We start from the raw sequence: 14,565 nt of genomic DNA, 5'->3' as shown, positions 1-14,565 counted from the left end.
AATTAAAAGATATGCTGTTGGAGGCTGTTTTTTTAGGTCAGCCCATGTTTGATTTTTTATTTTTCACCATCGTAAAATGGCTTTTTAGGCAATAACTCTCCACCCTGCAAAATGAATCACAGGTAGGATTTTAGTTATTGTTTGCTTCTAGTACCCAGGATTTTGATCCTTCTGTGATATACTCGTATTCGTCTGAATTTCTTTGAGAGGAATAGGGTACAATGTAGCATTTACCGAAATTCCTAAAGTAGAAGACGCTCTGTCGGTTCTTACCAAATCATTCCATCGGTGCCCTTCAAAGCACAATTCCCATCTTCTTTCATCCAAAATCGTTTTAATGGGATCACTGCCCAAACTTGTTAAAGGAGTGATGGCACGGTCTCTTACCGCATTCAAAGCTTCAAGAATTGCAGTGGCTCCACCAAGTCCATCAATTCTATAATGGCACTCTGCTTGTATCAAATACATTTCTGCTAATCGGAGGATAACGATAGGATCAGCTCCATTGGCTGTGTCTTGGTATTTTGCTACTCTTTTGCTTGTCCCGTTGCCGTCCAAAGTAGGGAAGTCTTGGAAAATAAAAGCGGAGCGTGCATCGTCTTTTTTATAAGAATTGACTAAACCATTGGTGTAACTCACCTCACCACGACCACCCAAGGAAGTTGGCGAAAGGTAATAAGACATTCTGTTTCTGTCTTGTGAAGAGTAATTCAACTGAAAGATTACTTCATTATTTTCTTTGGAAGTAAAGATGGTTCCAAACTCCTCTTCTAATTCATACTTAGAATTATCTACTACTGAAGTGGTCAAGTCTAATGCTTTTTGGAAGTGTGACTTTCCATCTTCATTATTACGAAGCAATTCACTGCCATAATAAAGTTCCACTCTTGCCATCAAAGCATCAACAGCCGTATTGCTCACAAAGAAATTCCCTTTTTCAATGGTGATTTTCTCTTTCGCCGTAGCTAAGTCTTGAAGAATCAAAGTGTAAACTTCCTCTTTGGATAATCGGGCAGGGTTGATGTCGCCGGTGATGCCTTGCGTCGAAATGGATTTGTATGGCACTCCTCCGAAGTTTTTCAACAAATCAAAATGGGCCAAAGCTCTCATAAAATAAGCTTCACCAATGACGTTGTTCTTCTGAGCTTCATCCATCACAATTCCTTCTCCTCTTTCAATGATGTTGTTGGCTGTATTTACCGCTCCATAAGCACTCGACCAAAAGCTTTCAATGCTGGCATTGTCACTTAAAATAGAATGGTTTTCAAATTGCTGATAATCCAGAGAGGTACCCGTTCTTTGGCCATCATTGGCAGATAATTCATTCAGAATGTATAAATCCCTTCCGTAATAGCTGTCCGATTGAAATTCATTGTAAAGACCCATGAGTGCAGAATTCAAACCGTTGGCATCGGTAATGGCCTCATTAGCATCAATGGAAGCGACTGGTTTTACATCTAAATTACTCTCACATCCAATCAGAAGGGCTGCCAGTAAAATGCTTGATATATGTTTTAATTTTTTCATGATTGATTACATTAGAATGATACATTTAAACCAGCTGTGTAAACTCTTGCATTCGGGTAAGTGAAGAAATCAGTACCCATTCTTACACCATCGTCACCCGCATAATTTACCTCTGGGTCCATACCAGAATAATTGGTGATGGTGAATAAGTTTTGACCCGAAACGTAAACTCTCATGCGGTCAATAAATGCTTTACGAGTAATCTTTTTCGGAAGGGTATAACCCAATGTTACATTTTTTAAGCGGAGGTAAGATCCATCTTCAACAAAACGGCTTGAAGCTCTGTTGTTATTGTTGGGATCATTGGCGGTGGCTCTTGGAATATCCGTCACATCACCTGGTGCTCTCCATCTGTTCAAAATGGCAGTGGTTTGGTTGTCCTCTCCTTTCATCGATTCCAAATAAACTCTTGTACCATTGTAAATATCATTGCCTACAGAATACTGGAAGAAGATATTCAAATCAAAGTTTTTATAATTTAATGTATTGGTAAATCCACCAAAGAAATCAGGGTGAGGATTGCCAATTTTTGTTCTGTCTTCTGCAGTGATTTCACCGTCACCATTCACATCTTTAAAGACCATATCACCTGTAGAAGAATCAACCCCAAGTGCTTTATAGCCATAAAAAATACTGATCGGCTCACCCTCTTCGATTCTGTTATTTCCTCTGCCGATGTTGTCAATAGGCTGTCCATTGTAAAGTTTCAAAACCTCATTTCTGTAAGTCGAAACATTCAAAGAGGCTTTCCAAGTGAAATCTTGTTTTCTGAAAATCTCATAACCCAACAATACTTCAATACCTGTGTTTCTCATTTCTCCAATATTAGAGATAACGGAAGAGAAGCCAGTAGTTGGAGGTAGCGGTCTTGATAACAACATGTCTGTTGTCGTTTTCTGATAAATGTCTGTGGTCAAAGTAAGACGGTTACCCCAGAAACCTAAATCAAGACCGAAGTTAGCTTGTTTCACGGTCTCCCATTTCAAATCTTCATTCGGTAATTGTGAAGGAGCAATGCCAGGCTGACCGTTGTAATCGGCTCCTGAACTGTAAAGTGCTTGGTATCTGAAATCACCAATGGCATCATTACCCGTCAGACCATAACTACCTCTGACTTTAAAATCTGAAAACAGACTTGAACTTTTCATAAAGTTTTCTTCAATCATTCTCCAAGCCACAGAAGCAGACGGGAAAGTACCGTATCTATTATTTGTGCCGAATTTCGACGAACCATCTCTACGTACGCTGAAAGCAAAAATATACTTGTTGGCATAACTGTAGTTGGCTTTCGCGAAAAATGAATTCAAGCCTCGGTCCAAACCGTAACTGTCGGCTTCAATGATTTCTGAAGCGGAAGTAATGTATTCAAATTCAGGTCTAGAAAAGTTTTGAGCTCTGATGTAATTACTTCTATTTTCATAGCTTTCAGAACTAAAACCTGCCAATACATCAAAGCGGTGATTGTTGATTGATTTTACATATTGTAAAGTTGCATTGACGGTAGTGTTGATGGAAGTATTATTGGCACTAAAACCCAAACCATTGTAAGATGCTCCTTGGCGTGTGGTTACTGGATCATAGCTGTGTTCTCTAAGGTTATAATAATCAAAACCAACCTGTGTGCGGAAAGTCAGATCATTCATAATGGCTACATCTAAGTAAGCATTGCCTAACCCTCTATAAGTGTAAGCTTTATTGATGGCTTCATTACCAATAGCGACAGGGTTTGCATACGGACCGTCTTCATTATAAGTGCCGTCCTCATTGTACACAGGGTAAATGGCCGGTAATGATAAAGCATTGGGAAGGGGAGCGTTGAGTGATTGATCACCTTCAATTCTGTTGTTCTCCGACATTCCAAATTGCAAGCTCGTTCCCACTTTCACTCTTTCAGAGAAGTGATGGTCAATGTTGGCTCTTAAGTTTGTTCTGTCATATCCACTGCCTTTAATTACACCTTGCTGATCAAAATAACTTCCCGATAAGTAGAAGCTCGTTTTTTCATTTCCACCCTGCAAAGAAAGGTCATAAGAAGCGATAGGTGCATCTCTGTAAATTTCATTTTGCCAATCCGTATCATGCGGAAAGTTATCAATATACTCTTGCGTGTATTTCTCAATCCCTAGCTGATCATTTTTATATTCAAACCACTGTTGTTTGTTTAGTAAATCCAATCTTTTATATACTTGCTGAATACCTCCATAAGCATTAAATGAGATCTTTGTTTTGCCTGTAGCTCCTCTTTTGGTGTTGATCAAAACCACACCATTGGCCGCTCTCGAACCATAAATAGCCGCGCCTGCACCATCTTTCAGCACTGTAATGGATTCAATATCCGAAGGAGATAAATCCGATAAAGCACTGATCGTTTGACCACTGAAACTCACTTGTGAACTGTTTTCTGTAATCACAGGAATACCGTCAATCACATAAAGCGGTTGATTGGCCGCATTGACAGAACCTACGCCACGAACACGAACGGAAAGCGCACTACCCGGAGTTCCTGAATTGGAGTTGATCTGAACACCAGAAGCTTGGCCCGCCAATGCAGCATCTAAAGTAGCCACTGGGAGATCTTTTAAAGTTTCACTGTCCACGGATTGCAAAGAAGAAGAAAGCAACTTTTTACTTGTTGATGAATAACCCACCACAGTCACTTCTTCCAATTCCTCTAATTCTGACACCATACTGATGTTGAGTGTTGTCTGATCACCAATTGTATGCTCTTGGTTGACCATTCCAATATGATTAAAGACGAGCAGTTTACCTTTGTCTTGTGCTGTAACCAACAAAGAGTATTTGCCATGCAGGTTTGTAACCGTACCATGAGTAGTTCCTTTGATAAAAACAGTTACGCCAGGAATCGGTAACCCGTCAGCTTCACCTATAACTTCCCCTTCAATTTTAAAATCTTGGGAATAGGCTAAGCTTATGCTAAATACTAGAATAGCAGTAAAAATTAGTCGAATATGTTTCATAATAATTGTACTTGGGTGTCTTTAGTTTCTTTTGATTTTCAATGTTTTTTGAGCACCAGAATTGAGATCAATGGCTCTGATAATCATTGGAATATTAGACTGAATTGGTAAATCAATAAACTGAGCAGAACTAATGAATTCATTTTGCAGTCTTCCTTGAAAGTCGATGAGTTGAATTTTCCGATCACCCAAATCTTGAAAGATCAACTGATCATTTTTCCATTGGAAGTGAATACCGTTCGTCTCTTTTAAATCATTGATAATAATTGAATTGAATGTTGGTTTGTACTCCTCAAATGAAACTTCTTTTAAGAGCGTTGTATTGTTGAAAATAACATGCGACGTGATAGAAGGATAACCGACTATTGCACGTTTGCTGTTGGCTAAACTGTAGTGGTCAGATTGATTTTCGAATACAATGGAAGAGCTTTCACCACTGTAATCTACTTCCCATTGCTTTTCTTTCACTTGAAAAGTAGTGACTGACTTTTCAGTGATTCCTACTGTCCACTGAAGGTCTTGTGTCATCAATCCTTCCTGTAAAACTCCAAGCAAATTCTCACTATAATCACTCTCTTTGAAAATATCATTGACAATCAACATTTTCTCTATAAGACCTAACCCTTCTTTGTAACTCAAGTTACCGTTGTAAGCGGCTGATGCATTAGCATAGAGATTTGAAGCATATATAGCTCCTGCGAATGGAATAGCCTCATCAAAAACATATACTTGCGTTGTACTGCTTTTCATCTGATTCAATACCCAATTCAAGATTGAATTTTCATCGTAAAAGTCAGTGATGTATTGACTTCCAAAAGGGAGTAATAGAAATTCTTCTTTTTCTTGTAGTGTTTTTTTGAAATCTTCAAGCTGGGATGTAGGGAGGTCTTTTAAGTTGAGTAGCGTAACATTTTCTCCCCAAGTATTTTCAATTGAAGTTGTTTGATCATAGATAACCATTGTTTTTTTGGAAGAATTTTGAAGATAATCCTCAAATTCCCCACCGTTGATCAATGATACTTTATTCTGATGTATCTTGGAATTGTTCAATTTTGAAATACTGTCAGCACTCAATTTCAACTGATTCGTAAGGTTGTATTGTTGCCCATGAATACAGCTTGTAATCTGATTGTTCTTGAGCTGTAAAGGTGATGAAGGAGCGATGTTATGCGTTGAGTTGAGTGTTATAAAAGACACTGCTCCCGTACCATATACAGTACTCACTTTAGTTTTGTCGATACAAAGTGCAGTTCTATCATCAACACCAATACCTATAGGATTATCGTTGGAATTGTGAATATTCCAATACGCTAACATACTCATAAGCCTAGTCAACCGACCTCGTTCAGCAAAATGAGTATCTACTAAAGTATTAGGTAATACATTAAGGAAGTCATTTTGGAACGTGAAATATTTGGCATCCATGTTATTGAAGCCGTCTTCAGGATAAAGGCTCCCTCTTTCGGCTGTATAAACAATAGAAGCAAGAATTGCCATGCCAGCAGATGTACCGCCAAGCACTACTCCATCTGTAATTTTATCTTCTAATAATTGATGAAAGCTAGAGTTTTTATAATAAGAGTAATATTTATTTTGATCGCCTCCTTTAAAGAAGAAGGCTGTATAACCCCTTAATTCACTGATTAAATCAGCATTATTGGCGTTTGTTCGATCAATTTTAAAGTCCTTGACTTCTTCAGCTCCTAAAGCAAGAAAGTAATTTTTCAGCCAGTCATCATCGACTTCTGCATAAGAGATAATTGCTACTTTTTTGTTTTCAGATTGATCTACAAACCATTGATACGGTTCATCAGACCATCCTCCTTTTATCTCACTACCACCCCCAACTAATAAAAGTGGAATGTCTTGTGCGAATAACGATGAATTAAATATAGAAGAGACAAGGACAGCAAGCATTAGATAGTAATACTGTCTCATGAATCAAATTATGAAATAGGATAAAAACGAGAGATTATAAAAAATATGAAATCTAAAAAAATGAGATAGGGGGTATGAATCAGCAATTAAATATGGGCTGTAATCCTTGTAGTCCGAGGTCTTTACAAGGCAAACATTTTGGCGATATGTTTATTAAAAATAATTTCATTTTCTCTGTTGCTTATCGCAATTAAGTAAATAAAATTTAACGAAACAAGCTCCCCTTTAAATTTTTATAACTTCTTGTTAAAATCTAATTTTTATTCTGTTAAAACGCAGGTTTTTGAATATGTATTCATTTTTATGAGCGGTATGGTATTGTAAATGAATAGAGTAGGCGGATAATTCCATATTATAATTTGTTGGGAATAATTTCATTTTCTTACCACAATGAGAATTCCATACTTAAATAATTCTAATATTAAGAGTGTTGTTGTTATTTAATTAGTAATTCATAAAATGTTGATTTAACTTAAAAAATAATCTGTTAAAGCAAACAGTACATTACTATAATGGTCTCTTATCAAAAGAGCTAAACTAAACTTTATATGAAAAAATACACGTTACTCTTCATTTTGAATAGCTTTATTGCCACCCTATCTTTTGCTCAGAATTTGACGCTTGAACTGGACAAGGTATCTGATCTGAGAGACGAAAAGAAATATACCGAAGCACTGGGTATACTTGACAGCTTGATTGCGATGGATTCTGTAAGTGCTAGATTGTATTTCTTGAGAGGAAGCTGTTACCACTATGCTAGGCAACCGAAATTGTCTATGGAATCCTATCAGAAGACAATTGAGATGGATTCTCTTTTCAAAAATGCTTATTTCAATCTAGCCAATGGTTATGAGCGACAAAATAAAATGGACAGTGCTGAAATTTTCTTCAGAAAGTATATTACACTAGACAGCACAGATTCGGATGCTTATTTAAGGCTGGGGTATACACTTAGAGGTCAAGGTAAAGAAGACAGTGTCAAATACCTGTATGATAAGGCTTATGCACTTGATTCTACCAATCTTTATGCAATTTACACGCTAGCACAAGAGTACTTTTATGAGGAAGATTACAGTAAATCTCAAGCCTTTATAGCAAAAGGTAAAGCTTTGGAAACCGATGATATTAGTTTCTATGTCCTTGAAGGTGCCTTAGAAAGTGCAGTAGGTAATTATGATAAAGTAATCAAAGCATGTGAGGAAGCATTTGAAATTGATTCTACTGATTTTGACTTGAACAAATTGTATATAGAATCGGTTATGCTCAAGAAAACAGATCCCAAAAAGATTTGTAAGATTGACTACCAAAACAAGTTCGTGGATTACAACAACAGTAATCTGAAAGAAGTTTTAGCTGGAATTACGGAAGAGGATTACAATCAATACCTCAAGAGGGTGAAAGCAGGAGAGATCCTTTCTTTAGAAGATTATTTACGTTTTTATCTTTCTCAAAAGCACAAAAAAGGCTTTTCTCCTTACTTTACTGCCTCTAACCCTAATATAGAAAAGTATTGGAAAGAGGAGAATTTTAAAGAATTGGTGAAGCATGATGATGAGATTTTCAATACGGTGCCATTGAAAATTTCAGAGTTGTTCAAAGTATGTAGTGCACATTTTGCATTAGGCAATATAACTGAGTTCAGAAAGTACTATGCGGTTTACTTTGGTATTTTAGAAGGTATTATAGCCACAGGTAATGGTACCGAATTCGAATCAGCCTACCTTGTGGTATCTGCTTCTGATGAGTATGAAGTAATTTATTATATGGGATTAAATTCGTCGAGTCAAGCTTTAGTACATAAAGATGAACATAGCTATGATATCCTGACAACCGCTTATAATGACGGTGAGGAGAAAGATGTGTATTTCAATATTGATATCCCAATGGAAAATCTGCATGCCTCATTTACGGAAACAGATAAAAAAGGAAAGAAAAAGAAGAAGAAGCGTAAGAATAAGTAGAGGCAGTTACTTGCCTTTTAGGGCTTTACCCTTCCTGTCAGTTGTATAATTTGAACAGCGAATTTCTCTAAGATATTCATGTAGCGTTCATTCTAATATTTTACTAATATATAAGTGCTCAGCCAAAAGCAGTTCATTATTTTGGACTGAGCACTTTAACCGTATTTTAATAACATAAAACCAGAATTTATAAAAACGGACACTTGGTAACGTCGTTTTATTTATTAACTCATACCAGATCATTGTTCTCTTCAATATTTGGTGCTTTAATCTTTAAACGATGTGGTTTATATCATGGAAATTAATAATCGGTTGTTCGTGATCTTAGGTTTTATAGGTGTGCTGACTTCATTTAATGCTTTTAAGGAAATTCAGCAGTCTACTCAACAGGTAACGGATAATGCCCAAAAAATTGCTGAGATCTATAATTATGGTTTTCCAATTGTGTTGCTTTATTATTCTCAAAAATCGAATCAAAAAAAAACGAAACAGGGTGAGATCAACTTTGTGCAACAATCATCAATATTACTTTCACCAATAGAGAAGGTAAAATCTCTTTCACTAGAAGAATTCCTTACAGAACTTTCTTTGATCATGAAAAATAAAAAAACATTGACTCGAAATAAAGAAATGCTGATAAAGATGAAAGAGGTAGGTATTAAGATCGGTGAGCCTTTTTCAATGCATAATGTAGCGCCTTTAGAACGGGTATACTACAGACTGATTCCTTCGGATGTACAGTTGCGATGGGAAAAGAATTATTACAAAAAACCGTTGGTTCAAGCGAATAAAGGATTCAAAATGAAGCATTAACCGCATGTTTGAAATATTTCTTTTAGTAAAAATCCACCCTTTCATAACATGAGTTTATTAATTTCCTCACAACCAGAAATGAATAATTTTCACTTCTAAAATATATTACAAATACGCTTTAAACGAAAGTCTTTTTTGCCTTTCAATATTAATCAGTTTCTGAATGGAAATAATTTCATTTGGGAACTGATTTTTTGTTTAATTAAACTTCATTCAATAACGATAATTTCATCATTATCAGATAAACTAGAATTATTTTGTCTTTCAAATCCTCAAAAGAATTATTTTTTCAAGAGATGAATTATTTTATATAAAACACTGAAAATAGTCAACCTAAAATACTGCAAAGTAAAGGTTTAAGTTGTCAATTTTCGGAAGGCAATAACTTGCAAAAACAATTACAAAATGAGCAGATACGAGTTTGATTATTATTTAGATTTATGGTCATTAGCATTTAAGAGCGAACGAAGAGGTGATGTCATTATTTTGGATAAAACAGTTGGAGAAGGAGAAGTGAGGGGATATAAATGTTCTGACACTATTGAAATCTTCAAATTTAATTTTATACTCAAAGAACCTCTTCATATTCATAGAGATGAAATCACGATTCCGATGGAATATCAGCCGATCTTTTTTGGTGAACCTGTGGAGGATAATGTGGTAAAAGAGGTGACTTATGAAAACGGGGAGGCAATTACCCAAGATTATTCTTTCAATTCAAATGGGGCATTATGTACAAATACAGAGAGAGAAATCAGCTGGACCTATCCAAAAGGGAAGAGGTTGAGATTTGTAAGTGTTCGCTTAAAAAAAGATTATTTCAATGAATTGGTAAATCGTTCAGAAACCTTGCAAAGCTTGTTTAGAAAAGATGATACTTTTTATATTTTTGAAGAGTTTGATCCTCAGATGAAATTACTTTTTCATCGTATCTATGAAGTGAAAAAAGAAGATATTTTTGAACAAGAATTGACACAGGTTTTTGCCAGTAATCTCGTATTGCATTATTTTGAAAATATCAATAAAAGGGAAAGCATGATAGAGACCAATAAATACCCTTTTAATATTGAGCCTGTTATGAAAGCAAGGCAAATTCTGCTGAATATTCTAGACCGCCCCGTTAATATAGATTTTCTTACAAGAGAATGTGGTTTGAGCGAGAGCCGTTTGCGGTTTTTATTCAAAAAAGTATTCGGTACGACAATACATCAATACCATCAAGATGTGAGGTTAACAAGGTCGAGAGATTTTTTACATGAAGGGAAACTATCAATGTCAATGATTGCAATGGAGTTGGGCTTTTCTAGTTCAAGTCATTTTTCAATGGTCTTTAAAAAGAAATTCAAAGTAACACCGAAAGATTACAAACAAGACCGTTATCTATGGGATCATTAAAATACAAATAACCAATTTTTGATGAAATAGAGTTGTTTTTTAAAAGTCTGACAATCAGAAATAGAGTTTAAGAATAATGTCACTCAGCAGTAGTGACTCATTCATTCAAACAAAACACTATAACAATGAAAATCAGATTTACCCTATTAATTTTATTGACCTCTGTTGTCCATTTTGTGAAAGCAGGAGATATTGGGAACTTGAAAAATGTAGAAGGAGAAATTGATAAAACGTATTTGTTTCAAACTCCCCAAGGCACCATTGATGTCAATGCAGGAAAGAAAGGGAAAATAGAATTAGGTCTCCGTTTTCTTTCTGATGTGGGAATTGATATGACTTATAACCTCAATAAAAATAGACTTCATTTTACAGGTACATTCACTCACAATTTCCAGTTGAACATGTACTATGATTGGATGTTTAATGTGAGTTCTGCACCAGGTTTAGCAGTTTATGGTGGTGCTGGTATGGCTGTTCGATTTGAAGATTGGTCTCCTTTTGGTATTGGCGGTAATTTAGGTATTCAATATGCTTTTTCGGGAGCACCAATTGTAGTGGGCTTTGATTGGAGACCTACTTGGTGGCTTGCCAATCATTCCTATTTTGATTCAGGAGATTTCGCTTTGATGGTTCGATTTCAGTTCTAAAAGCATATTGTTTTGAAGAAATTTTATGCTCTATTAGTTGTATTCATTTTACTGGCATACGCTTGCAAAATTTACGAAGAAGAACATTTTATTCTTCCCGCTTCAGGTGTAGTTATTGATATTCAATCGACCGGTTTGGAAAGTAAAGATATTCGGGGAAATACCCGACAGGCATTTCTAGATTTCGATTCTGTATTGATCAACATTATTTCCTTTCAGTTATCGGTCAGTGGTGACACTTTGTATTATCCTCTGGAAAATAAAAAAATAGATTTGTTGAGCTTTGTTTCAAAAGACACAGTGCTTTGGAATGAGGTGCCCGTCAAAAGTGGGAAATTGGATAGGAAAGGAATATTAGAGGTAGAATTAGGTAATAATTACCTTGTGGATGTCAATGGAGTGAAGTACCCTTTAAGGTTGGAAAAATCAGGTTTAGACTTTTTGCTGTTTTCTAAAACACAAATTGAACCTTCATCGAAGTATGGTATCAAACTCGACTTTATGCATAGTCTTCAAGTGACTGAAAATAAGGATGGAACGTATTCTTTATCCCAGAAAAAAAAACAGTATCAAAACGGAATGATGTTCTTATATCCACTAAGTACTAGGACAGAAGAAAAGGGAAGGTTTTAGTTTGATATTTTTTATTCTAATCGAGGCAGATTTGCAGAGCATAGCCTTAGTTACGCGATAAAAATCTAACGAAGAGTAGGATAAAAAAGATAAGATAAAATGTACCTTTACTTTTGTCCTAGTACTTACAATAACCCGAAAAAGTTTTGGTACTGATAATAAAAGCAGATCACATTTAGTTGGAATAATGTAACCGTCTCCTCATAGGATTCGGTTACTTTTTTATTTGTAAGCAGTAATAATTGTATTGAGTTATTAAAGTTCTATTCATTTGTTTTGAGTAGTTGGAATGACAGTAAAGTGCAGTTGTTTTTTAGTAGTTTAAAACTGTTTTTTATATAAAATTGAATTCACACTATCGTTTATAATCTCATCAACAACAAATTTTAAACATTATGAAAACGATAGTTCAAATTACTACACTTCTTTTATTGCTGTCCAATAGCATTTTTGCCCAGAAAAGGTATTTATCTGATGAAGAGATAAACGATTCAGAAAAAATAGCAGAAGAGATTGCGGAGGGCATTTTTAAAACTGAACCTTCAGCTTATTTAGAAAGTATTTCTTTGGTGAATTTTGAGGAGCTAGAAGAAGATTATTTCTCAGTGTATAAAGAGGCGTCAGAGTTTTTACTTGAAGAAGATGCGTATGAGGTACTTCTTATCTTAGATGAAACCATAGAGACAAGGTATTACAATGCAATGGGACAGGAGTTTCTTAAAATTACAGAGCATAATGAGTTTACATTTCCGGAAGAAATAATCGGAAATTACACTGAAGTGATTCCTGCTTGCAAAGTACATAAGATGTCTGTAGTTACAGCAGAGGCAGGAGATCAAAATGAAATCTACAAAGTGATTTTAATGCAAGAAGAGAAAATGACAGCAGCTTATTACAAAAAGGGTGAGGACAATTCATATACTGAAATAAGAATGAAAGACATCAGTTTACTACAAAAATAGTCTCACAATCAAGATAGGAAGACAGACTACAGGTGTAATTTTTTGATAAACTCAAACTGAGCCTGTAGTTTTCTTTCCATTTTATACTTATTAAAAATATATATGTTTCAACTATTTTTTACCAAATTCATTGCCTTTTTTACAGTCATAGATCCCATTGGTACGATACCCGTTTTTATAGCAATGACCTCCAATATGACGAACGAACAGAAAGTGTCCGTTGCAAAGAAAGCTACTTTTGCCGCAAGTGGAGTATTACTGTTTTTTATTGCTGTAGGAGAGGTGATTTTAGAAGTGATAGAGATACCTCTATCCAATTTCCAAATTGCTGGAGGGATCGTTCTCTTCTTGTTTGCATTGACTATGATTTTTGGAGAAAGTAAACCAGAAGAAGAACTTTCTCATGTAGATAACAAAGACGATATGGCCATCTTTCCCATTGCTATTCCTTCTTTGGCTAGTCCGGGAGCGATTTTGGCAGTTATGCTCTTAACAGAAAAAAGCAAATATAGCATTCAGGAACAATTCATCACTTCATTGATTATGCTTACTGTAATGGCAATTGCCTGGTTTTTCATGTTATTCTCCACAAAAATATTTCATAAAATAGGAAACAGTGGTGCAGCATTAATAAGTAGAGTAATGGGCTTAATTCTGTCGGCTGTAGCAGTCAATCATATATTGATGGGATTGAGTGCATTTTTTAATCATTAGTCAAATTAAGAATATAATTAAGGATTATGACTTTTAATAACGAATTGATTTATTTCAAAATAACCCGAATAAAAAGGATTTAACGGTCCACAATCAGGTATATTTCTCTTAATTCTTCCCTCTTAATCTTAACTCAATACCGAACAATAACACTCTTAACAATCGTTTTGAATTAAATTAGTTTGAATTGAAACAAAAATCTTCTAATATCAGTTTATTATATCAGAAGTTAGATGAATGCGCTTAGTAGATAAGTGATAAAAAAAATTGAGAGAGTTAAGTTCATGAAACACCTTGATGATGATATCGTCAAGGTGTTTTTTTATGCCTTGTAAGTTAAAGTAAAGTTGTTGATATCAATATTTCAATATTGAACAATTGTATATTTTTCTGGGAAATTGGTAGAAATAAAGAAAAAAGGTCTATAAATAGCGTTTTTTTTAGGGGAGATTTTTATTTTTTTGGAGTTTTGATTGTTCAGTTTTTGAATAGTCAAATCTTAAACAAAAACATCAAAAAACTCTTGATGTAGTGTCAATTGCCCAGTTTTATACAGTTCTTGTCTAGTTTTTTATTTGAATGTCTAGTAAAATTTTACGATTCGCGATGGTGTTGCTGTTGAGAATAAAAAGCTGGTATACAGTTTTTGTCTAGTCGGAAAAATTGATTCCGATTTTTGAACTCTCCATATTTGCTAATGTAGATATTACACTTGTGGTGACCACTTTTTTTATAACTAGTGAACGCGAAACCAAACACCACAAGTGTTTATTTACTTCCCTCCTTTTAAATGAAAAAGAGCCTACCAACAAGACGGCAATCTTAATCGTGGTAGACTCTAAATTGAAATTATGTTCAACTTCAAACTGCAATATGAATGAATTATTATTAAATCTCTAATCTATTCTAGATTTTTTCTAGTGTAAATGCATCTTCATGCCTTATCAGCTAGAGGTAGTGAAGAAACCAAGCTTAGTTAAGTGTCCTTTGATACTGC

At 35.0% G+C, this 14,565-nt stretch carries 10 protein-coding genes; 7 read left to right on the top strand and 3 right to left on the bottom strand.

All coding sequences use genetic code 11. The features are described 5' to 3' along the window. Window positions 1-147 precede the first annotated feature (147 nt). From HHU12_RS15225 to HHU12_RS15215, 3 genes are read right to left on the bottom strand one after another with little or no spacing between them, the layout of a single operon-like run. Window positions 148-1,527 (bottom strand): RagB/SusD family nutrient uptake outer membrane protein, encoded by a 1,380-nt coding sequence (locus tag HHU12_RS15225; protein ID WP_169657606.1) that lies wholly within the window; start codon window positions 1,525-1,527, stop codon window positions 148-150. Window positions 1,528-1,538: 11 nt separating this feature from the next. After that, a complete protein-coding gene (locus HHU12_RS15220) occupies window positions 1,539-4,505 on the bottom strand; it encodes a SusC/RagA family TonB-linked outer membrane protein (protein ID WP_169657605.1) in 2,967 nt (988 codons plus the stop codon). Window positions 4,506-4,526: 21 nt separating this feature from the next. Continuing rightward, window positions 4,527-6,443 (bottom strand): cyanophycinase, encoded by a 1,917-nt coding sequence (locus tag HHU12_RS15215; protein WP_169657604.1) that lies wholly within the window; start codon window positions 6,441-6,443, stop codon window positions 4,527-4,529. A 548-nt stretch (window positions 6,444-6,991) separates the two neighbouring features. Between HHU12_RS15215 and HHU12_RS15210 the strand changes: the two genes are divergently transcribed. From HHU12_RS15210 to HHU12_RS15180, 7 genes are all read left to right on the top strand, one after another. Next, window positions 6,992-8,404 carry a DUF4919 domain-containing protein gene (locus tag HHU12_RS15210; RefSeq protein WP_169657603.1) on the top strand — a complete coding sequence of 471 codons (1,413 nt, stop codon included), beginning with the start codon at window positions 6,992-6,994 and terminating at the stop codon, window positions 8,402-8,404. Between the two features lie 294 nt (window positions 8,405-8,698). Then, complete coding sequence (locus HHU12_RS15205; protein ID WP_169657602.1) at window positions 8,699-9,217, top strand: hypothetical protein; 519 nt, start codon at window positions 8,699-8,701, stop codon at window positions 9,215-9,217. A gap of 405 nt (window positions 9,218-9,622) precedes the next feature. Further along, window positions 9,623-10,612 (top strand): helix-turn-helix domain-containing protein, encoded by a 990-nt coding sequence (locus HHU12_RS15200; protein ID WP_169657601.1) that lies wholly within the window; start codon window positions 9,623-9,625, stop codon window positions 10,610-10,612. Window positions 10,613-10,737: 125 nt separating this feature from the next. Further along, window positions 10,738-11,259 carry a hypothetical protein gene (locus HHU12_RS15195; RefSeq protein ID WP_169657600.1) on the top strand — a complete coding sequence of 174 codons (522 nt, stop codon included), beginning with the start codon at window positions 10,738-10,740 and terminating at the stop codon, window positions 11,257-11,259. 12 nt (window positions 11,260-11,271) lie between these two features. Next, a complete protein-coding gene (locus tag HHU12_RS15190; protein WP_169657599.1) occupies window positions 11,272-11,892 on the top strand; it encodes a hypothetical protein in 621 nt (206 codons plus the stop codon). 395 nt (window positions 11,893-12,287) lie between these two features. Continuing rightward, complete coding sequence (locus HHU12_RS15185; RefSeq protein ID WP_169657598.1) at window positions 12,288-12,854, top strand: hypothetical protein; 567 nt, start codon at window positions 12,288-12,290, stop codon at window positions 12,852-12,854. A 102-nt stretch (window positions 12,855-12,956) separates the two neighbouring features. Further along, window positions 12,957-13,568 (top strand): MarC family protein, encoded by a 612-nt coding sequence (locus HHU12_RS15180; protein WP_169657597.1) that lies wholly within the window; start codon window positions 12,957-12,959, stop codon window positions 13,566-13,568. The last annotated feature ends 997 nt before the right edge of the window (window positions 13,569-14,565 follow it).

This window comes from Flammeovirga aprica JL-4 (assembly GCF_012844305.1).
In the GTDB taxonomy this organism is placed as follows: Bacteria; Bacteroidota; Bacteroidia; order Cytophagales; family Flammeovirgaceae; genus Flammeovirga; species Flammeovirga aprica.
This window is presented reverse-complemented; position numbering and strand designations above follow the sequence as displayed.